Below are 21,952 nucleotides of genomic sequence, written 5' to 3'. Positions count from 1 at the left end.
GGATTCGTCTGTCTACCGATAGGCAGGATCGACCGTACAAGTTTATCATAAATAACTCATTAACAATTAAATATAAATGGAACTCAGGTTAATTAGAATGGGACATATTTTAATAAAAATTCAGACTTGTTTACTTATTATTTTTTTTGCCTATCCAGCCTTGGCCCAAGAAGATATTGAAAAATTAAATGTGGTATTTATTCTTGCGGACGACCTAGGTTGGTCAGACCTGAGTGGATACGGTAGCGATCTACATGAAACTCCTAATTTGGATCGTTTGGCCAAGCAGGGAATGAAATTTACAAATGCCTATGCCGCAGCTCCTATTTGCACTCCCAGCCGGGCATCTATAATGACCGGAAAATTTCCGGCAAGATTACATATGACCACATGGCATGAGAATTCAGGAACACCAACTCCAAATAACAAAGATAAATTGGTGGCCCCGGCTACCGTTGGCAATTTGCCATTGGACGAAACCACCATTGCCGAAGTTTTTCAAGAGGCCGGCTATTTCACGGCCCATGTTGGAAAGTGGCATTTGGGAGACGCCGCCCATTATCCCCAAACACATGGATTTGAGGTTAATATCGGAGGAACAATGTGGGGAGCCCCTGACACCTATTGGTCGCCCTATAGAGGCCAAAAATTTCAAAATGAGTATAGATATATCCCAGATTTAGGGTCAGCGTCCACTGATGAAAAAAATAAGGCCCCCGCTTACCTCACCGATGCACTTACTGATAAGGCAGTACAGATCATAAAAGAAAACAGTAATACCCCATTTTTTCTAAACCTATGGTACCACACCGTACACACGCCTATAGAGGGGAAACTTCAATTGGTTGAATACTACAAAAAGAAGGTTAAACCGGGCATGAAAGATCAGAATTATGAATATGCCGCCATGGTCGCTAGTTTGGATGAAAATGTCGGCCGTGTACTACAGGCGATAGATAATGCGGGAATCGCGGACAATTCCATTGTTATCTTCTTTTCGGACAATGGGGGAAGAATTGGCAAATACAAGGACTGGGAGACAGTTGCCAACAACGCTCCTTTACGTTCAGGAAAAGGATCCTTATATGAAGGAGGAATACGGGAACCCCTGATTATAAAATGGCCAGGGATTACCAAAGCAGGAAGCGTCTGTGATTCTCCTGTGATCTCGAACGATTTCTTTCCCACTTTAATGGAAATTCCGGCATTGAAAAAGACCCAAATAGAACTTGACCGGCATGATGGGATCTCGCTGATGCATGTTCTAAAAGACCCAAAATTGCCATTGGAAAGGGAGGCGCTTTTTTGGCATTCCCCCCATTATTATACCACAACCTCCCCTGTTAGTGCCATTCGTAAAGGCCCTTGGAAATTGATACACTATTTTGAGGACGACCATTTGGAGCTATATGACCTGGACAGGGATTTAGGCGAAAAAAACAATCTTGCAGATACCTATCCTGAAAAGGCAAAAAAAATATATGAGGAGCTTAAAACCTGGCGTAAGGATATAGACGCCCAATTTCCCAGTTATAATCCTTTGTATGTTCCAGGGAATTGGTAGGGAAAGGCTTAGCAGAAAATAAAAATTTCGGATTTGGATGATTTCAAGATATAGTATCAAATAAAACCCTTTCCTGCTGGGGAATATGCAGATTGTTAAATTTAAACCACAATCAATAGGCTTCTTTCAAAATAAACCCACTTTCTTTTGAAATCAGGAAATAATTAATTATCATTGCTTAATCGATAAAGCAATAATTAACAGTCTGAAAATCCATTTTATTTAATACGACTCATTAATCCTCTGTTTTGAACATTATAGCAAATTGAGGAATTTACAATTAACCAACACTTAAGTAGCGCGAATATCCTACTTTTAAAGCTTATACCAAATAAACTAAATAGCCAATAATAATGAACAGTTTAGATTTAATCGTATTCTTCATTTACATAGGGGGAATAGCCCTTTTCGGAGGTTCGTTTTTTAAGAAGAGTAGAACATCCTCCTCCTACACCATGGGCAACAACGATATCCCTGGCTGGGTAGTTACCATGTCCATTTTTGCCACCTTTGTAAGTAGCATAAGTTACCTTGCACTACCGGGAAACGCCTATCAATCCAATTGGAATGCCTTGGCTTTTAGTCTTTCCCTTCCCATTGCCTCGTTGATTGCAGTAAAATATTTTGTCCCCCTTTACAGAAAGATCAATAGCCCTTCTGCCTACACCTATATGGAACAACGTTTCGGGGCCTGGGCAAGAATCTATGTCTCCCTGTGTTATTTATTGACCCAGTTAATGCGTATAGGGACCATCTTATACCTCTTGGCCCTTACCTTGAATGCCATTGTTGGTTGGGATATGGTCACCATCATTATTTTTACCGGTTTGGTTGTATCCATCTACTCCATGTTAGGCGGAATTACAGCGGTATTATGGACAGATGCCATACAGGGCATTATATTGATCTTTGGTGCCGTGGTATGTGTTGGCTTTATTCTCTTTAATATGCCAGAAGGTCCGGGACAAGTTTTCCAAATAGCTGCAGAGAATGATAAATTTGGACTGGGAAGTTTCAGTCTTAGTCTCACCGAACCTACCTTCTGGGTAGTACTTGTTTACGGTATATTTATTAACCTACAGAATTATGGTATAGACCAGAATTATGTTCAGCGATATATGGCCTCGAAATCTGACAAGGAAGCCCGAAAATCGGCCCTGATAGGCGGTCTGATCTATCTGCCTATTTCAGCGGTATTTCTATTTATTGGCACCTCGCTTTTTGCCTATTACCATTCCGCAGCTACCCTGCCCGTAGAGTTACAGGACATAAATAAGAGCGATAGTGTATTCCCCCATTTTATAGTAAATGCCCTGCCTGCTGGGATAACAGGACTAATGATCGCCTCTATCTTTGCTGCTGGGATGAGTACCATATCAACAAGTTTTAATAGTTCCGCAACCGTTTTTCTCACGGATTATTACAATAAATATTTTAAAAAGACGGCGTCCGACAAAGAGGGCATGCGAGTGCTCTATATTTCATCCGCTATCATTAGCGTTATAGGGATCGTTATTGCCATTGCTATGATCAATGTAAAAAGTGCCTTGGATGCCTGGTGGAAACTGTCTTCCATTTTTAGTGGGGGCATGTTGGGGCTGCTACTTTTGGGATTATTCTCCAAAACTAAAAATGTAAAAGGAGCCCTTATTGGGGTATTGGTAGGTATTTTGGTCATTGTCTGGATGAGCCTATCCGGCACGCTTTTCGGAGAGGATTCCCTAGGCGCTTCCTTCCACACCTATTTGACCATTGTATTTGGGACCGCGGCCATATTCTTAGTGGGCTTCCTGATATCCATTTTCAATAAAAAGACCGATGAAATCTATGAAAATTAAATAAGAAAGTAGTTTTATGGGATTGAATGGGCGCAACAATAGGATTATGTAATCAAATACCTCATAAGGTAGATTATCTCTATTTAGTATGAATTTCGTAATTTTAACATCTTGGATTTATTGCCCACTAAATTAAATAACTTAACGTGAGTTCGACATAAAAATATTATCAACACATTGATTTAATGTAAGTTATATTAAATGCTACGGTCCCCTCGAGAGGAGTCGAGAGGTTATTTTACTGTAATGTATTTACAATGAGGCCTCGACTCCGCTCGACCGGACAGATGTCATATAAACAACTGATTTTAAATAAAATACATATCGAACTCATGTTAATTTATTGTTTAACAGCGAATTAAAATCTGATTGGTACCGACAATTTTAACCTAAGACGAACATGAAGCCTAAAACATCATTAAAGGATATCGCAAAAATTGTGGGTGTTTCCATACCCTTGGTTTCATATGTTCTTAGCAATAAAGGAAAAGAAAACAGGGTATCCGAAAAGACTGCAAAAAGAATAAGGGAGGTAGCCAAGGAATTGAACTATCACCCCAACTGGAATGCAAGAAGTCTTAAAACCAACAAAACAAGGTCCATAGGAGTTATAGTGGCGGATATTTCCAACCCCTTCTTCTCCAATTTGGCCAGGACTATAGAGGACGAGGCATTTTCCCAGGACTATACGGTAATATTCGGATCTTCGGACGAAAAGGTAGAGAAATTCAACAAAGTTTTGGATTTTCTAAAAATGAGACAGGTCGATGGTTTTATTATCGCGGCCCCCGAAGGTTCCAAAGATATTATTGCCGACCTGGCAAAAGCGGGAATTCCCTTTGTTTTGATAGATAGATTTTTCAATGATCTTAAAACCAATTACGTCACCGTAGACAATTTTAAGGCCTCTATGCAGGCTACCAATTATTTACTGGGAAAGGGAAATAAAAAAATAGGTGCCGTGCTTTACAATTCAAGCTTGCACCACTACAAAGAAAGACTTCAGGGCTACGTAGAAGCTCTTAAAAAGGCCGGCTTGACCGTAGATACCGAATTGATCAAAAGAATTAATCACAGGTCCCTTAAAGCAGATATGAAAAGGGTGGTAAAAGAATTGGTACAGGATGTTGGGGTAGATGCCATCTATTTTCATACCAACACCTTGGCCGAGGAAGGATTAACTCAAATGTTGGGCTTGGACAGAAAAATACTCAAAAAGGTCGATGTGGTCGTATTCGACCAAAATTCATCGTACAATTTCTTGGAAGACCCTATTCCCTATCTCCATCAACCTATAAAGGAAATTGGACAAAAAGCATTGCGTATTCTAATAGAACAGATCCAAGAACCTACCCTGGAGTTGCAACAGATATCTTTTGACGCCAGATTGGAAAGCAGCTCATTGGAACCCTAAATTCCTTTAGGGTTCCAATGCCTACTAGTTCTATAGAACTCCTAAAAAAACTCCTATGAAATAAGATGCTTTGGAAAATCCTTTACCTCTTCACAGCAAATCTGTTCCATTACCTGTTGTAGTTCCGTTTTTAAAAGTGAAATGGTATGGTCGCCACCTTTGGCGCCCAATGCCGCTACCCCGTACATAAAGGAACGCCCCATAAAAGTAAATTCCGCACCACTGGCCATGGTCCTAGCTATATCCGGACCACCCCTTAGGCCACTGTCCATCATCACCTTAATTTGGTCACCGTATTTTGCTGCAATTCTTGTCAAAGGCTTTATGGTAGATTCACCGGCATCCAATTGCCTACCCCCGTGATTGGAAACGATAATACCATCCAATCCAAGTTTAATGGCACTCTCCGCATCGGCCTCGTTGGCAACTCCCTTGATCACCAATTTACCCTTCCACATATCCCTTATAGGTTTAATCTTCTCCTCATTTAATCTCCCGGAAAAGGTCTTGTCCATGAATTTACCCAATTGGGCCAAATCCAAGCCTTTTGGCATATAGGGTTTCAGGGTTTCGAAGTTTGGTTGCCCGTGGATCAGGGTCTGCATGGCCCAATTTGGCTTGCCCATTATCTGAAGTATATTCTTTACTGACATTTTTGGAGGCATGGCCAGTCCGTTGCGCACATCCCTAGGACGGAAACCAAAAGTGGGCACGTCGCATAGAATAACCAGTACAGGGCATTCTGCGGCCTCGGCCCTTTTAATAATGTCATCCCTAACGGCATCCTCTGTAGGATGATAAAGTTGAAACCAGGCCCTACCCTCGGTGATCTCACTTATGCGCTCTATACTGCTGGTGGTCACCGTACTTAAAATAAAAGGAATATTATGTTCAAAGGCAGATTTAGCCAATATTTCAGGGGCATTGGGCCACATTAATCCTTGAAGTCCCACTGGGGCAATTCCAAACGGGGCATCATATACATGTCCGAACAATTCGGTCTTCATACTGGACCCGGTATGCTTGCTAAGGTAATAGGGCAAGAGCTCTATATCCCTAATTTCAGCAGTATTCTTATGTAGGTTTACATCTTCATTACAACCCCCGTCCAAGTACTCAAAAGCGAACTTGGGTATCCTTTTTTGGGCTTTGTTCCGCAAATCAACAACAGATGGATATTTGCTGTTGATCTTTATTTCTTTTTTTTTCTCCATGGCATTTTAATCTGCAATTATTCTTGAATGTTTTTCTTTTGTTTTCCCGCTCCCAAATTAATATTGCAAAATCTGAAAGGAGAAGATATTTTTATTTACTACTCTCCTGATAATTCTGTAATGGACACTCCCAATATTCCTTTGGCCAGTTTGTCCAGTTCACCTTCGTCTCCAACGAAATGAAAAGTCCGATGAATATGGCTGCTACTTTCACTGGATTTTAGATCCATTGCTGGGGATGAGCTTTCCAATTCATAGAAAGGACCTAAATCACCGCTATCGTTATAGGCATTTACGGCGTCCCCCGAAAAGGGAAACTCCTGCAACTCCCATAGTGAATTAACGTAATCCGTAGCACCTTCGGGCAGGCTGAACTTGGCAATGGTAAGTACCTTGTTTTTGGCATCGAAACTCCCTATCACTGGAAGTGCCCTTTGGGGGGAAATTCCAATTTTACCCCGCTCTTTTCCGTCTGCCTTGAAAAATAGGACACTATCCTTGACCTGTAATCGCTCTTTGGGAATCTTCCCAAAATAATCGTCCGTTACCTTCTTGCCCAAAATTTCATCCTCCCCTTTTTTGAATGGTACAATTATGCTGGTCTGGTCCGAAGCATTGAACATGCTCAATATCCAGATGGACATTAAGCCAGTTTTCTTGTCCCAATCCTCCGGTCCAATATTGGTCAAGTTGTTTTCCGAAGCAAATCCTACCATTTTTAGGGTCTCAGGAATATTGATCCCAAGAATTTCAGCAGCATCTTCCCTATCCAAAAGTGTAATATTCCTTTGAACACGCAAATCGAATGTAGTTCCGGTATAATTCACCAATTTCATATCCCTTTCAAAAAAGGCTTTATCTTCAGTACTTCGTACCAAATTAAAGGCTTCGGTATCCAATTCCTTGGGAACATACCAATTGGCCAACTCAAACTTGGCATCCTTTTCAAAGTAGAGGGAATACTGTCCGCCTTCAGGTCCCAACCAAAAACGCTCCTCTCCACCCGTAGGATTAAAATGCTCGTTCTTTTCTCCGGACTTGATGAGATCATGATTGATCCAACCAAAGCTTTTTCCCTCATCACCTGTGGCCGTACTGGTCATAACACGAGCCTGAAGTTCTGGAGAAATCAAGATGCTCGACTCCCCATTTTCCAGAATTACCAAGTCTTTATAGTGCCTGGATAAAAACTCCCTGTCATATCCATATGATCCCTTTGAAAATGCTACCTCGTCATTCCCCAAGGTATTTGCACTTTGTTCAGTTTTAGTTTTACATCCCAAAGAACATAGAAGAGTACAAAACACCATTGACCTAAGGACCATTCCAGATCCGCAAAAATTAATTATACTTTTCATGCTCCCATCTTTTAGTTTTTGCTTTTTTTTGGTTTTTATAATTGAAAAACCTTTTCCATAAGCATCCATTTTTCCCCTGGTTTTGCAAATGGAAGTGCCTGTTGGTATTTCCACATCAATACCTCCCACTTTTCATTTTCCGGATATTTTGCATCAACCTTTGCCTTTTTTTCAAAGGAAAAATCATCATCCGCATCAATTATCATAAACATACGGTTCCTCACCCTATATATTTCCATGTCCTTTATCCCCGATTCCCTAAGGCTTTGAAGGATCTCTGGCCAGACCGCCTTATGGTAGTCATCATAGGCCTTGATCAACTCAGGATCATCCTTAAGATCCAACGCCAAACAATATCTTTTCATCACTTTAAATTTTTTAGTTAATAATTATTAATATCCTCTCTAAGTAGCAGAATTGTACCCTAAGCTGCTAGTTCATATTTTTTAAATACCCTTAATCCGTACCATGCGATATAGACAAAACACAAGGCTGGAAGGATAAAGGAAAAATTCACCTCGGTGGCCCCCATTATCTTTATATCATTTACTGCATTACCCCCGGCATCAATAATCATTCCCTGCAGTTTAGGCATTAAAGCCCCCCCTACAATTGCCATCACAAGACCTGCTGCACCAATCTTGGATTCCTCCTCATTTAGTCCGTTCAAAGCAATTCCGTAGATGGTAGGGAACATAAGGGACATAAAAAAGGTAATTCCGACCAAACAGTACAATCCTATCATACCTTCAATATAAATGGTCCCTACACAACATAGCGTTGCAAATACGGCAAAGTACATCAACAGTTTGCCCGGGCTCATAAATCGTAACATATAAGTACCAATGGCCCTGCCCACCAAGAAAAGGATAAAGGCAGCAAACTGGTAATTGGCGGCATCCTCACTAGAAATCCCTATAGCTTCTGCATATTGATAAATATAGGTCCAGCACATGATCTGTGCACCTACGTAAAATATTTGGGCCACAACACCCAGCACATATTTCTTATTCTTGAACAAACCGCTAAAAGTATCCCCCAAACTTGGAACACCACCTTCATCCTTGGCCTGAGGCATTTTGCTTATAACAATCAGGACAAAAACAGCCAAAATTACCAAGCCCAGAATAACATAGGGATCCCGAATTACCATTAGGTCCGTAGTCCTGATCAATGCTTTTTTAGCCTCATCAAGGGATGAATAATCCGCGATATCATCCGACTGCAATTTCTTAAGTACAAATTGCTGTGCCACCAACAAGCCCAACAATAATCCTACTGGATTAAAGGCCTGGGCCAGATTTAAACGCTGGGTAGCCGTTTCGGGCGCGCCCATGGCCAAAATATAGGGATTGGCCGTAGTTTCCAAAAATGCCAATCCAAAAGTAAGCACATAGAGTCCCAAACAAAAAAACCAAAATTGTTCCGTAATGGCCGCGGGATAGAATAATAGAGCCCCTCCTGCGTACAAGGCCAACCCAATTAAAACTCCCACTTTATAAGAGTATTTACGCACAAAAAGCGCAGCCGGAAGCGCCATACAGAAGTAACCTCCATAAAATGCCATTTGCACCCAAGCAGCCTGGGAATTTGAAAGTTCCAATACTTTTTTAAATGCCTGTACCATGGGATCGGTAACTGCGTTGGCAAAGCCCCAAAGGGCGAAAAGGGAGGTAATTAAAATAAAGGGAATTAGTACCTTCTTGGATACTACTGGTGGTCTTTGGTCTTTCATTGAATTGTTGATTATTGTTAATTGATTATTATCTGGTCTACCTTGTTGTTTATTATTTTTAAGTGTTTAAGAAATTGACCTGTCCAAATGGGTATATCCGCCATCTACAAAGAGCAGTTGTCCTGTAGTGTGACTAGACCTATTGGAAAGCAAAAAGGCTACCGTACTTGCAATTTCCTCTGCCGTAGTCATTCTTTGTCCCAACGGAATTTTATCGGTTATAGCCTTTAATTTTTCTTCCGGATTATCAAAAGTCTTGATCCATCTATCGTATAATGGGGTGTAACATTCGGCCACAATAACCGCATTGACCCGTATATTATATGGCAATAGTTCCACGGCCCATTCCCGTGTTATTGCGTTACGACCCCCATTGGCCGCGGCATAGCCCGATGTTCCGCCCTGCCCGGTTACAGAGGTCTTGGAGCCTATATTAACAATGGCACCCTGGGTTTTCTTTAATTCTGGCAATGCATAATGTGCCATTAAATAATAGTGGGTAAGGTTACGGTTAATAGACCTCAAAAAATCCTCATAATTCCCATTCTCCAATCCAACCCCGTCATTAATTCCTGCGTTATTAACCACCCCATCGATCTTACCAAATTTTTCAACGGTGCTTTCAACGGCAAGTTTGCATTGTTCTGGATCGGTAAGTTCTGCCATGGCAAAAGAGGCTTTTCCACCACTTCTTTCAATATCCGCAACCACCTCCAACATACTTTTTCTATCCCTTCCAATAATGACCGGGATTGCGCCTTCAGCTGCCAATAATACGCTTATTCCATGGCCGATTCCTTTGGAACCTCCAGTTACCAAAATTACTTTATCCTTGAGTTGTAAATCCATTTTTCTTTATTTAAAGTCCTTTTCTGCAACGAAATAGGCACTAAAATCCTTGATTTGTGCTAAACCGTCCGAATCTATAATTTTTATTCGTAATCTACTTAATTTTATAGTGTCAAATTTCTCAATTCTTTTATTTCCTATGCTCTCCCCATTGGCCAAAGTAATCCAGCGACCACCGGAGTAACCTTCAATTTCATAAATCCTTATACGTTCGCCCTTGGCAATGTCCTCCTGAATTATTACATGGTTCACTGGCAGGGATTCCTTTAACTTTAATTCCAGCACCTTACCCTTGCCTTTTGTGGAAGCCAAAGGATTGGAAAACCTTCTATTTATCTCCTCTCCCCATTCCTTTAAGCGCTGCACATCTGGCTCTGGAAGCAATCCATCCGGGTCAGGGGTAAGACCCATTATCAAAGTTGCGTTTCTTCCAACCGATTTATAATACATATCCACCAAATTTTCCAATGGAAATATATGGTCCTCATCCCCAGGTTCCCAAAACCATTCGTGTCTTCCATTATACCCCCTTAAGGGCGCATCTGCCATAGCGGGAACCCAAAACTTACCATTGACATCCCCTTGTTTCAGCAATTGAAAATTATTGTCCGCGATATTCTTTTTGGCACTCTCTCCCGCTCCTGTAGCCCTATAAGGAAAGGTAGACCAGTTGGGATAAGCAACCGTTCCCGATTCCGATCCGCCCCATCGGGCTTCTGCCAATTGCCCATTGTGATAGAACAAACAATTCGGTTGGTACTGCCTTACAATGGGCAATACATCCGGGGCACCATTTTTTGGATGGTCAGCACCGCCATCGAACCAAATTTCAAACAATTCCCCATAATTGGTACAAATCTCTTTTACCATGCCTTCCACCATTCTATTGTACCATTGCTGTCGATTTTTCTTAAAATCTCCCTCCCCATTTACTTTGAAGTCGTGTACGCCCAAAAAAGAATTCCATCTAATCCCTAGATATATCCCTGGCTTAATACCATATTTTCGACATGAGGCTACAAAATCTGCCACTACATCCCCTTTCCCATCTTTCCAATTCAGAGCTTTAACACTGTACGGGTTTACTTTGGATTGAAACAATGCAAAGCCAGTCTCATGGGTAGCCGTTAAAATGGCAAATTTAGCGCCGGCATCCTTTGCCGCTTTTACCCATTGATCGGTATCCAGTTTTTCAGGATTAAAAATTTGATAATCTTCTACCGGGTCGATTCTATTGTTTCCCTGCCCATATTTTACCCCATCAAATACATGCAGGTCATAATGAAAAACAACGCCGAGCTCTGCCTCCTGCCAAGCCAATTGTCTCTTGTTGGGAACCGGGGATATATTTTTGATTATAGGTATAAAGACGGCATAGGATTCCTCCCCTTTCTTTACTGCTACAGACAGTACCTTTGGCTCACCGCCTTCATGATAAACAAAGGGTCTTTCCATTCTATCCGGGCCGATGACAGTTCCATCTTCCAATAAAATTTCTTTATTCTTAAGTACAAACTCATTGGCCTTTTCCCAATCCGTTCCATTCTCCGAAGTCACCAAGCCAATATAATTATGTGCATGGAAAACGCCATAGAACCTATCTCGATTTTCATCGTACCAAATAGACATATCTTCGGTATCCATATAATCTATTACCGGTTTCTCCTTAATCTCAAAAGGGCCATCGGGATGTTCCGAAACCCCAACCGCTTGGTTCCTGATAAATCTTTTTTCGTTAGGTTTATCCCCCTTAACAATCAAATAATACTTGCCATCTTTGCCCTTATCAATGGCCGGATTAACGGTAAGTGTTGTAATGGGCCCTGATGGTTCCACAAGAGGTTTGTCCATTCTTGACCAAGGTCCATTAAGCGAATTTGATACGGCCACCCCTGTCCTTTGATTGGGGCGTAGTATTTTCCAGTTGGGATGGCTATAACCTGTTTTGGCGGTTTCAACCAATTCCTCATCGGTATAATCCTTGCCCCCCATATTTGTAGATATATAATACAAATAATATTTCCCTTCAAAATATTTGATTTTTGGGTTGTGTGCCGTTATGGCATCCCAGTTACCTTTACCACTAACATTTAGTGCAGTCTCCTTATATTTCCATGGTCCGGCCGGACTTTTACTTGTGGCGTGGGCAATTTCGGAGTGCGTAAGCCAACCATGAAACCCGTATTCCTTTTTCCAGCGGGAATAAAATAGATGATATTTTCCGTCCCTTTCCTTAATGATGGAACTTCCCCAATTATAATATCCTTCCGTTTTAAATATATTTTCTTGGGACAACGCCTTAAAATCGTCATATAGGTAAAGATCATCCTCCCCATTTTGGGCAAAACCCAAAACAAGACAAAAGCAACAAAGTATAAACAATTTTAGTTTCATATTCCTTCTACCCATTGTGGGTAATTAAAACCTCATCCGGATAAGCAATCTGCTCCCCAGTATCTTTTCGTGAAGGTATTTGGGCCTCCACTTTCCTTAAGTAATCCGATAAAGTCTTTGCCAATTCCCGTGCCTTTTCCGGCTGCTCCTTTACCAAATTCTGGGTTTCCCCAATATCTTCCTTTAGGTTGAACAACTCCATACTACCGTCATTGTAGTAATAAATAAATTTCCAGTCGCCCACCCTGGTACTACTGGAAGCTCCGATTCCCGGTCCCGACGGCCCCCATTCATTGGGATAATGCCAAAATAATGGTCTTGTACCATTACTTTGGGTACCGGCAAGTACTGGCAAAAAACTAATCCCGTCTAGCTGCTGCACTGTTTCATAGTTTTCAACACCTGCCATTTCCAAAATGGTCGGGTAAAAATCTTCGATAATGACTTGTTGATCTGTAACGGTCTTGGGAGCTATTTTCCCAGGCCATTTTACCAACATTGGCTCCCGGATCCCCCCTTCATGTGCCGAACCTTTTCCACTGCTCAAGGGTTTGTTATGGGTATGTTTTTCCCCTCCCCTAGCCACAGCACTTAGTCCGCCATTGTCCGACATGAACATTACAACGGTATTTTTCGAAATATTTTTAGCCTCCAGATAATCCATAATATCACCCAAACTCTTGTCCATTCCTTCTACCAATGCCGCGTATTTTGCTTCTGTGGAATCCAATCCTTTGTCATAGTATTTCTGAACAAATCTACCGTCGGCCATAATGGGGGTGTGCACGGCATAATGGGCCATATACAAAAAAAAAGGCTTGTTTCTTTCCAAGGCATCATCCATGGCCAGTTGCGCTTCTTGGGTAATGGCCTCCGTTAAAAATATATCCTTGCCGTGATATTTCTCCAGTCCCGGTACCGCCCACACTTCCTTACCTTCAATGCCATTCCCGAAATTATCGGTTCCCAAGTAACTCGCTGGGGCCCCAGCCGCATGGCCGGCAATATTAATTTCAAATCCAAGTTTTAAGGGATCTTCCCCTGGTGTACCTATGGCTCCCAAATGGGACTTTCCGGCATGTATGGTAACATAGCCCGCCTCCTTCAAAACCTGTGGCAAGGGAGTTGCATATACTGCCTTTTCTATCCCTGCAACCGGACTCAAACCATTTACGTTCCACTCTGGAAACTGCAGGGTCTTATGATTGGTTTCCATGGGCTGTAGTTTGTCCTTGTACAAGGTCCAGTTGGTTACCCTGTGCCTGGCCGCATTCATGCCCGTCATAAGACTTACCCTGGTCGGTGAACACACTGCTGTTGAATAGGCCTGGGTAAATTTCATTCCTGCCTCGGCCAAACGCTCCATATTTGGAGTGTGGTAGAGATCATTGTAAGGGGTTCTTTGGTTCCAAAAGGGGACTGAAGTATCCTGCCAACCCATATCATCCACAAAAAAAAGTACAATATTGGGATTGTCGGGTACAACAGCACCTTTGGGCATCACTTTCTCCTTACAGCCTAATGCCAGAAAGCCAACACTTAAACACCACAATACAATTCCTTTCATCTATATTCTTTTTCCAACTATGACTTAATTACTTTCTATTACCGCACCATCTTCGCGATATAGATCCACCTTACCGTCCAACATAACGGCCAGAACGGTCATGTTTTCATCCAGCACATGTTCCGGCAACTTTATATAATTTATTCCCGGGTAATGACTCCAATACACCTTGCCTATAACTTGATGTGAGAGCTTGGTACCTTCGCCCACTACATAAATGCGGTTGATCCTGTTTTTAAGTCCGCGTATAACTACCTCTCCGTTTGAGTTGCCCTTTACGAACAAATAAAGATTGTTCTGGTCTTTCGACAAGGTAGTAGGGCCGTAAAAATGTTCTTTTGGAATCCCTGATCGGGTACCGTAAATAGCTTCCTTATGCTTATTCGTCCACCTTCCCAAACCTTCTAAGATGGCTACCTGCTCCTCCGGAATACTGCCGTCCCCTTTGGGACCTATATCCAACAACATATTGCCTCCATTACCAATTACATCGGCAAAAATTCCAATAATCTGGTCCGTGGTTTTGTAGTTGTGATCGTTTTTTTGATAACCCCAGGAATCGTTCATGGTAAGACACAATTCCCAAAATTTGTTCTGAGGTCTTGTAATCGGCATGCCCTGTGCGGGGGTGGCGTAATCCCCTTGTTCCCTAAGCCTGGAATTTAAAATTGTATTGGGGTTTTTATCAAAAAGCATTTGCCTTACCTTGGGCACTTCCCATTCCTCGGAAGTATGTTCCCAATCCCCATCAAACCAATACAGATCCGGATTATAATTATCTGATAGTTCCTTTAACTGACCCTGATAATAGGTTAGGAATTTGTTCCACCGCTTTGGTTCTTCGGAAATTTTATATCTAATGGAATCTCTTGTAAAGTGGGTATAGTCATCATAAGACCAGTCTGGTAGGGAAAAATAAATTCCCACTTTTAACTTATTTTTTCTGAGGGCGGATACAAAGGGCGTTAAATCATCCCTTTTTGCAGCAGAACTTTTAACAACGTTAAAATCTCCGAATTTGGTATCCCAAAGAGCGAAACCCTCGTGATGTTTGGCTGTAATTACAGAGTATTTGGCACCACTGCGCTTTATAAGATCGGCCCAGCCCTGTGGGTCGTATTTTTTGGCAGTGAACCCCTTGGTTTGCTTTAGATAATCTTCATGTGAAATATAGCCATTGTAGAACGACCAGGATTCATCTATTCCGTTAACGGAATATAGGCCCCAATGGATAAAAATACCAAGCTTGGCGTCCTTGAACCATTCCATCTTTTGTTCGTTCTGCAAAACGGTATCAATTAACTGTTCCTGAGCAAAATTTGTGGTGATCGTCAATAGAAAAAAAGAGGTAATAAGTTTCTTCATGTATAAAAACTAAGTCATTTAAATTATTTCAATTCCCAATTATCCGTTCTAAAAGCGGAAGCAGGCAAGCCCTCTGAATTAAATAGATTAGGCAATGCCCCATTGGTAAAAGCAAACCGAACCGCTACTGGTTTTTTCACTTTTGAAGCGGACACTTCTACGGTATTACCTCTAATTTTGGCCTTGGCGGGATAAAATATTTGGTCTTCACCTGCAATAAAAAATTCTCGTAAGTCTTTTCCTTTTTTCATTAAACCCCTATCGGCATGATCAAAACTGAGGACAATTTTTTTATTCTTGGTTTCCATGGACCTATAAATTGGTCCCGAATATTCCAGCCCATCCTTCCCATAGGTTTTACCCAAGGCCCAAAGTGCCAACCGGTGTCCTACGTCCTGCTTATTGGTGGGGTGGATGTTCTCCAGATTCCCGATATCGTTAGTAACCACCATGCCCGTATTGTCCAGATTTTGCATGGTATACAGTTGTGCATCCCTTACATGTGCCGCATCCGTAGCCATGTGGTCGTCATATTTATAAGGGGCTATCTGCACAAAATAAAATGGCAGATCCTTGCCCCATTCCTCCCTCCAGGATTCGATCATCAAAGGAAAGGATTTGTAATAGGAAACCGGGTTAACCCTGTTGGATTCTCCTTGGTACCAAATACAACCTGCGATATTAAATTTAGTAATGGGGTGTATCATGGCATTGTAGGCCAAGCCCGGATTGCTGGGCCACCAGGCAACCTCATTCAGCTTTTTCGACGCCTGCGCCAATTGGGCATCCTCGGTTATTAATTCCTTTTTTAACCAAACTTCCACTGGCGTACCTCCCCAGCTAGAATTAATAATACCCACAGGAACTTTCAAATTTTGATGCAGTTCCCTACCAAAAAAATAAGCCACAGAACTAAACTGCGCCATAGTTTCAGGAGTACAAACCTCCCATTTACCCTTTAGTTGATCTTGGGGATAGTCCGATATCTGCTGTGCCACCTGAAAGAAACGAATTTCAGGGAAATTGGCTTTTTTGATCTCTTCCTCTGCGTTGTCCAAACCATGTTTTGGGGTCCATTGCATATTGCTTTGTCCAGAACCCAACCATACTTCCCCTATCAGTACATTCCTTAACTCCAATTTCTCGTGGCCTTCCACAATTACACTATAAGTGCCCCCGGCATGTGGCGTAGGCAATTGCAGGGACCAAACTCCCTGAAAGGCCTTGGCAGTTACTTTTTCATTGTTCCAAGTCCCGTATACGCTAATTTCCTCGCTAGTACTTGTTGTCCATCCCCAAATGGTAACATTCGATTCTTGTTGCAAAACCATATTATCCGAAAGGATGGAGGGAAGCCAAATTTCTCCATAAGTATTGGCTACGGATAGCAACAGTAGTAATCCTAAGAATTTTTTCATAATATTTCTATTTAGTGGCTATAAAGTATTTATCCCTAATAAATTTACCCCAAACCTTATATCCTTCGGGTAATAAATGTATGCCATCCTGTGAAAACAAATCGGATTTCAAAAATCCCTTTTCATCAGAAAATTCATTAATCAGATTGTAATAGAATACATTTTTGTCATTTCCAAGATGCTTGATCAAGTCGTGGATTTTATTGTATTTCTTCCTTCTATCCGTACTTGGGGCCAAGCCCGTGGGCATGGGACCGAATAACATTATTTTTGTTTGTGGCGAAAATTTTTTCTTGGTCACCTCTAGTACCTTCATAATGCCGTTGGCTATTTCCACTGCACCGTTATCCCCAAAATTGTTGACACCAATAGCCAGCACCACCATTTTTGGCCGAGCGGCTTCATAGTTTCCATTATTTAATCGATACAAAAGGTGTTGGGTACGGTCTCCCGAAATACCGGCACCGACCCAATTTAGATCTTTAAAATATAGTTCTGCAGCTTCTCTACCCGGGTCATAGGTGACATTAGGTCTATTTCCACCCCAGCCTTGGGTAATGGAATTCCCAATAAGCAGTAAGTCAATTTCTTTTGACGCTAGGCAAAGGGAATCAATATCATTGGCCTGGGCCCACCAATCCTTCCCTTCTTTCCAACCCGCAGCAGATCTAAATTCGGCACTCGGAGCTGGAATTTGAGCAAAGTTCACCTTCTGATGGGTTGCGCCAAGAATAAAGTCGACAATAGGAGTTGGATTTTCCAAACTATGGGGATGATGTCCCACACCCTCCTTGTAAATAACGCTAATTGCACCTCCATTAGCCTTAATTGCCTCTTCGAAAGGCTTGGTGTTCTCCTCAATGGGCACTACCTCATCGGCGGCACCACAAACATGAATCATGGGGAAGCCTCCCTGTGCAATCGATTTAATATTGTGGATAGGATTCCCTTTAAATTCGGCAATATCCCTTTCACTTTTTAAGCCGTATATTGTTTTGAAGACCTCCCAATCCGCTGCACTTCCCTTCCCCTTCCATAAACCACCGGGCCAACTTTTTCCATCAAGTACAGGGGCATCGGCGTAAACACAGGCCACTTTTTCCGGATTTTTTTCGGCCCAATTATAAACAATCAAACCTCCTCGGCTCATTCCTTCCAACACCACTTTTTTGGAGAGTCCGGCCTGGGTCATCAACCCATAAAAACGGTCCCATCGCTTCATCGCCTCAGGACCACCAAACAAATTGGCCACATCGCAATAGGCAATATGAAAGCCTCTTTCCAATAAGGCAATATCCGTTTGTGGTTCATGACCCCAAAAGCGCGCCCTTAGTACCCATGGTGCTCCTGGAGCCACTTTTTTGGGCTTCACCACCTTGCATGGGATACCTTTGTATTCAAAATCTGTGAGATCGTAACCATAGAAATTTGCGGTTTCCGAAACTTTAACCTCCTTGGATTTTAATATTTCTAATTTTTCAATTTCATTTTGAATTACAGCTTCATATATCCTTTTGGCAATAACTGTTGCCCCAAGGGAAGAAGGGTGTATCTTATCGGGCAATAGTCCAGGTTGATCTATAAACAGCTGGCACAAATCCAAAACCTCCGAATTTGTCTTATACGCAACCCTGCGGGTCATTGGGGTGATCTTATTTTTGATCACCTCATTCCATATCCGTGTAGTATCGGTAGTAAATGCAGGAACTGGAAGTAAAAGAATTATTCTGGCATTCCCGTTTTCCTTTTTAAAGCTATTGACCAAGTCTATATAATCCCCCTCGAAATTGTCCAAATGAACCCTATTTGAAAGCTTGCTATCATTAGTGCCCAATTTTATAAAAACGATATCGGGCCTAAACTTCAACGCATTGGAATAGGCTTCCGTTTTTAAATAGGGTTTGTCTCCATTTTTTAAAAGGGTACTTCCGCTGACCCCAAAATTCCGTACCTGATATGTGTTCCCCAGCATGGACTGCAATTGTTCCGGGTAGGCATTTTTTTCCCTATTGGCCACTCCCGAACCATAGGTTATACTGTTTCCTACGCAGGCAATTTTAATGGGGTCCTGAAAAGTGCTCCCCATGGATTCAGCTATTGAAAATAACCCAATAATTAAAAGTAATAATTGCTTCACAATCATATCATCCTGTCGCCCACCGTGTTTTTTGGATGGATTTTATTTTGTTTTAAATTCCCAAGTCACCTTTTTGTTATAGCTATATGGCTTCCCCTTTTCAGGGCTACCTATAGTGCCTACAAGCTTTCCTCTACGGTCTTTTTTTACTTTTATTTCCACCTCGGAAAATTGTCCCTTCTCAAAATCAAAACTTAACCCATCATCATCGTATAGCGTATATTCCCCTTCCTTTGTCCCGTAGTGACGAATAATCAGGTCTACCTTTTCCCCCTTTTTTGGAGCCTGTCTCTGGACAGGTCTCATGGGAATTATTCCACCATTCCGTACAAACAATGGTATTTTTTCCAAACCGGGAGCTACTGTAATCACTTCATTTTCACCTACGAATTCCCCATTGTAGAAATCGAACCATTTTCCTTTTGGCAAAATTACCTTTCTCTCATTTTCACCTTCGAACATGGGGGCCACCAAAATATTGTCGCCCATCATATACTGATCCTTTATTTCACTTTTTACGGCTACTTTATAGGGATTGTCTGTGGAGTCCAGTTCCCCTTCCGCAAGCGTTGGGTCATAAAAAAAGCCATCCACTAAATTCATTGCCCTAAAGGGAGGCAGGCCTTCAAAATGATATTGGGAAAAAGTAGAATAAATATAAGGCAATAACTGCATCCTTAAATTGGCCACATCCCTGACAGCCACTTCTACCTCGGGAAAGGACCATGGTTTGGTACCGTCCGCCCATGCATTCAGCATGGCCATGGGGGAAAAGCAAACAGATTGCATTCTCCTTAACCACTCCTCGGCAGTTTTTGAGGCGCGGACCTCCGGTGTCCAAAGCACGCCTATAAAGCTACTATTGACCAAGGCCGTTATAAAATCCTTGTGACTGTAATAATCATTGTAAATAACGTAGGGCAAAGCACTGGCGCCGGCATTGGATGCCCTGACCAGCCCATATGTCCTCTGATTTTTTTCTTTGAACCATTTTGCGGTCATGTCCTGAACAAGAAGGCCATAGACCTGCCGCATTTGCTCCCCACTATAGCCCGAAGGAAATGTGGCTACATCCGGCCACACCCAGAAGTCAAAGCCATCTACCTCATCTATCTTATACCCACTGACTCCTATGTCCAGATGATTTTCAACAAAGTGCTTCTTAAAAATATCACGGGTTTCGGGAAGCATTAGATCTGGTACAATTCCATTCCATACCGTGTGAGAAGCGGAAAGACCTTTTAATTTAGGATATAAGGAACCTATAGGGGACACATAGGGATTCAGCCACAAATTGGTTCTTATCCCCTCTGCCAATAATTCATCATTAAACTTTCTCGGATCTGGGAATCTTGTCTTGTCCCATTCAAAAGTACAGGGATAGGCCATACTGTGCCAGCCTGGTTCCACTCCAATAAAATCTAAAGGAAAATCGTGATCTTCAAACTCCTGGGCTTCCTTGGCAATATCCTCCTGACTATATAAGGTGGGTACTCTTTGGGTGAATCCCAAGCCCCATTTTGGAGGAATATAACCCCCGCCGTTGTATAAATTATAACGCTGTACGGCCTCCATGGGGGTAGAACCTCCATATATATAAACATCGGTTCCCTTTGCCGGTACCAAAATTTCCACGGCATCGGAATATGGTTGCGCCTCCCAATGGGGATCAGTGTTCCTGTCCCTCAAAACCGGTTTATCATCGGCATCTACCCTAATACCCGTACCGGCATAGACCGTAATATATCTGGCAGCGTCTATCAGCACTCCGTACCCTTTGGAAGACACATAAAAAGGAACAGGGGCATGCGTACGGCCATCGTCCCTTCCTCCATAGTGGTCCACATGCAATTGCATGATGCGGCCTCTCTGGTGTACCGTTTTAAAGTTGAGTCCCAAGCCATAAATTTGCTCTTCCCTGCTCAAAGGAAATTGCAAATAGGTCTTTCCATCAACTATCTTTGTTTTGATCCTATCTTCCGGAAAAGGAAAATCGGCGATGGGCAGTTTGTTAAGTGCATTTACCTTCGGCCGTATATCCGCAGCCTTAAGCAAGCTTATATCCTCTGGCTCCCCAACACTGGCTTTCCAAATTCCATTTTCAATCTCGGCCCACTTCAATTCTTGCCCTTTAACATGAGGGCAATACACCGAAAGCAGGGCGCATAAAACGAGGAAATGGAATTTGGAAATCATGCCGATTGGTTGGTTTAACTGGTTCTTATTTCCCGCTATAGGCCTTTGCCGTTTGCTTGGAAGTACCAAGTCCCTCAATCCCCAATTCTACTACATCTCCAGCTTTTAAATATTTTGGAGGATTAAATCCTAGACCCACTCCAAAAGGAGTCCCTGTCGAAATAATATCCCCTGGCAATAAGGTCATAAACTGACTGATATAACTCACCACCTCTTGCACATTGAAGATAAAATCGGAAGTTGAACTATCCTGTACCGTTTCTCCATTTAATTTTAACCATAAGTGCAAATTGTTCGGATCTTTAATTTCATCTTTGGTGGCAATAAAAGGTCCTACAGGCGCAAAGGTGTCACAACTTTTTCCCTTTACCCATTGTCCTTCCCTTTCAATCTGAAATGCCCTTTCACTGTAATCGTTGTGAAGTACATATCCGGCAACATGATCCAAAGCGTCTGCCTCCGATACATAAGATGCCTTTTTACCTATAACCACGGCCAACTCCACTTCCCAATCGGTTTTTTGACTTCCTTTTGGAATGACCACGTCATCATTGGGCCCAACTATTGCCGAGGTAGCCTTAAAGAACAATACAGGCTCCTTAGGCACTGCCATTCCACTTTCCGCGGCATGTTTGGCATAATTTAGTCCCACACATACAATTTTGGAAGGCCTCACCAATGGTGCTCCCAAACGTACACTATTATCTACTTTAGGACAACTGCTTTCATTTTTTGCCAACCAATCCTTTAGCTGGACCAAGCCATCCGTTCCAAAAAAATCCTCGTTGTAATCCCGTCCAAAGGCCGATACGTCCAATCGGGTACCGTTTTCCAATTGCACTCCCGGTTTTTCCTTTCCTACTTCTCCAAATCTTATTAGTTTCATTTGTTTCTATTTATTGA

15 protein-coding genes are annotated in these 21,952 nt (G+C 42.1%); 3 read left to right on the top strand and 12 right to left on the bottom strand.

Annotation, left to right across the window (positions count from 1 at the left end; translation table 11 throughout):
- Positions 1-97: 97 nt before the first annotated feature.
- From U735_RS0100685 to U735_RS0100675, 3 genes are all read left to right on the top strand, one after another.
- Complete coding sequence (locus U735_RS0100685; protein ID WP_051891805.1) at positions 98-1,564, top strand: sulfatase; 1,467 nt, start codon at positions 98-100, stop codon at positions 1,562-1,564.
- Between the two features lie 353 nt (positions 1,565-1,917).
- A complete protein-coding gene (locus U735_RS0100680; protein WP_031441986.1) occupies positions 1,918-3,402 on the top strand; it encodes a sodium:solute symporter in 1,485 nt (494 codons plus the stop codon).
- 400 nt (positions 3,403-3,802) lie between these two features.
- The gene (locus tag U735_RS0100675; protein WP_031441985.1) at positions 3,803-4,816 is read left to right on the top strand and encodes a LacI family DNA-binding transcriptional regulator; all 1,014 of its coding nucleotides are present in this window, start codon (positions 3,803-3,805) and stop codon (positions 4,814-4,816) included.
- Positions 4,817-4,869: 53 nt separating this feature from the next.
- Here U735_RS0100675 and U735_RS0100670 read toward each other — a convergent pair whose 3' ends face one another.
- From U735_RS0100670 to U735_RS0100615, 12 genes are all read right to left on the bottom strand, one after another.
- The gene (locus tag U735_RS0100670) at positions 4,870-6,030 is read right to left on the bottom strand and encodes an alpha-hydroxy acid oxidase (RefSeq protein WP_031441984.1); all 1,161 of its coding nucleotides are present in this window, start codon (positions 6,028-6,030) and stop codon (positions 4,870-4,872) included.
- 98 nt (positions 6,031-6,128) lie between these two features.
- Positions 6,129-7,388: a DUF6786 family protein gene (locus U735_RS0100665; protein ID WP_198036607.1), complete on the bottom strand. Its 1,260-nt coding sequence runs from the start codon at positions 7,386-7,388 to the stop codon at positions 6,129-6,131.
- Positions 7,389-7,423: 35 nt separating this feature from the next.
- Positions 7,424-7,753 carry an L-rhamnose mutarotase gene (locus tag U735_RS0100660; protein ID WP_031441982.1) on the bottom strand — a complete coding sequence of 110 codons (330 nt, stop codon included), beginning with the start codon at positions 7,751-7,753 and terminating at the stop codon, positions 7,424-7,426.
- A 59-nt stretch (positions 7,754-7,812) separates the two neighbouring features.
- Entirely contained in the window at positions 7,813-9,123 is a 1,311-nt protein-coding gene (gene fucP / locus U735_RS0100655) for an L-fucose:H+ symporter permease (protein WP_031441981.1), read from the bottom strand.
- A 66-nt stretch (positions 9,124-9,189) separates the two neighbouring features.
- Positions 9,190-9,972, bottom strand: coding sequence for an L-fucose dehydrogenase (locus U735_RS0100650; protein WP_031441980.1), 783 nt, complete (start codon positions 9,970-9,972; stop codon positions 9,190-9,192).
- Between the two features lie 6 nt (positions 9,973-9,978).
- Positions 9,979-12,381, bottom strand: a complete 2,403-nt coding sequence (locus U735_RS25855) for an alpha-L-fucosidase (RefSeq protein WP_232233139.1) — start codon at positions 12,379-12,381, stop codon at positions 9,979-9,981.
- Entirely contained in the window at positions 12,374-13,933 is a 1,560-nt protein-coding gene (locus tag U735_RS0100640) for a sulfatase (RefSeq protein ID WP_031441978.1), read from the bottom strand. Before U735_RS0100640 ends, U735_RS25855 begins: the two co-directional genes overlap by 8 nt.
- 24 nt (positions 13,934-13,957) lie before the next feature.
- A complete protein-coding gene (locus tag U735_RS0100635) occupies positions 13,958-15,298 on the bottom strand; it encodes an alpha-L-fucosidase (protein ID WP_031441977.1) in 1,341 nt (446 codons plus the stop codon).
- Between the two features lie 23 nt (positions 15,299-15,321).
- Positions 15,322-16,716 carry a sialate O-acetylesterase gene (locus tag U735_RS0100630; RefSeq protein WP_031441976.1) on the bottom strand — a complete coding sequence of 465 codons (1,395 nt, stop codon included), beginning with the start codon at positions 16,714-16,716 and terminating at the stop codon, positions 15,322-15,324.
- Between the two features lie 7 nt (positions 16,717-16,723).
- Entirely contained in the window at positions 16,724-18,853 is a 2,130-nt protein-coding gene (locus U735_RS25650; RefSeq protein WP_069859061.1) for a GDSL-type esterase/lipase family protein, read from the bottom strand.
- 42 nt (positions 18,854-18,895) lie between these two features.
- Complete coding sequence (locus U735_RS0100620) at positions 18,896-21,049, bottom strand: glycoside hydrolase family 31 protein (protein WP_031441974.1); 2,154 nt, start codon at positions 21,047-21,049, stop codon at positions 18,896-18,898.
- Between the two features lie 25 nt (positions 21,050-21,074).
- A complete protein-coding gene (locus U735_RS0100615; protein ID WP_031441973.1) occupies positions 21,075-21,935 on the bottom strand; it encodes a fumarylacetoacetate hydrolase family protein in 861 nt (286 codons plus the stop codon).
- Positions 21,936-21,952 lie beyond the last annotated feature (17 nt).

The organism is Arenibacter algicola (assembly GCF_000733925.1).
Classification (GTDB): Bacteria; Bacteroidota; Bacteroidia; order Flavobacteriales; family Flavobacteriaceae; genus Arenibacter; species Arenibacter algicola.
Note: the sequence above shows the minus strand (reverse complement) of the source record. Positions and strands in the feature narration are given on the sequence as shown.

Excerpts from the sequence above, each read along its gene's own strand:
- U735_RS0100620 (WP_031441974.1), bottom strand. The coding sequence starts at position 21,049 with ATGATTTCCAAATTCCATTTCCTCGTTTTATGCGCCCTGCTTTCGGTG.
- U735_RS0100615 (WP_031441973.1), bottom strand. The coding sequence starts at position 21,935 with ATGAAACTAATAAGATTTGGAGAAGTAGGAAAGGAAAAACCGGGAGTG.
- U735_RS0100635 (WP_031441977.1), bottom strand. The coding sequence starts at position 15,298 with ATGAAGAAACTTATTACCTCTTTTTTTCTATTGACGATCACCACAAAT.
- U735_RS0100650 (WP_031441980.1), bottom strand. The coding sequence starts at position 9,972 with ATGGATTTACAACTCAAGGATAAAGTAATTTTGGTAACTGGAGGTTCC.
- U735_RS25855 (WP_232233139.1), bottom strand. The coding sequence starts at position 12,381 with ATGGGTAGAAGGAATATGAAACTAAAATTGTTTATACTTTGTTGCTTT.
- U735_RS0100660 (WP_031441982.1), bottom strand. The coding sequence starts at position 7,753 with ATGAAAAGATATTGTTTGGCGTTGGATCTTAAGGATGATCCTGAGTTG.
- U735_RS0100665 (WP_198036607.1), bottom strand. The coding sequence starts at position 7,388 with ATGAAAAGTATAATTAATTTTTGCGGATCTGGAATGGTCCTTAGGTCA.
- U735_RS0100630 (WP_031441976.1), bottom strand. The coding sequence starts at position 16,716 with ATGAAAAAATTCTTAGGATTACTACTGTTGCTATCCGTAGCCAATACT.
- fucP (WP_031441981.1), bottom strand. The coding sequence starts at position 9,123 with ATGAAAGACCAAAGACCACCAGTAGTATCCAAGAAGGTACTAATTCCC.
- U735_RS0100685 (WP_051891805.1), top strand. The coding sequence starts at position 98 with ATGGGACATATTTTAATAAAAATTCAGACTTGTTTACTTATTATTTTT.
- U735_RS0100680 (WP_031441986.1), top strand. The coding sequence starts at position 1,918 with ATGAACAGTTTAGATTTAATCGTATTCTTCATTTACATAGGGGGAATA.
- U735_RS0100675 (WP_031441985.1), top strand. The coding sequence starts at position 3,803 with ATGAAGCCTAAAACATCATTAAAGGATATCGCAAAAATTGTGGGTGTT.
- U735_RS0100670 (WP_031441984.1), bottom strand. The coding sequence starts at position 6,030 with ATGGAGAAAAAAAAAGAAATAAAGATCAACAGCAAATATCCATCTGTT.
- U735_RS0100640 (WP_031441978.1), bottom strand. The coding sequence starts at position 13,933 with ATGAAAGGAATTGTATTGTGGTGTTTAAGTGTTGGCTTTCTGGCATTA.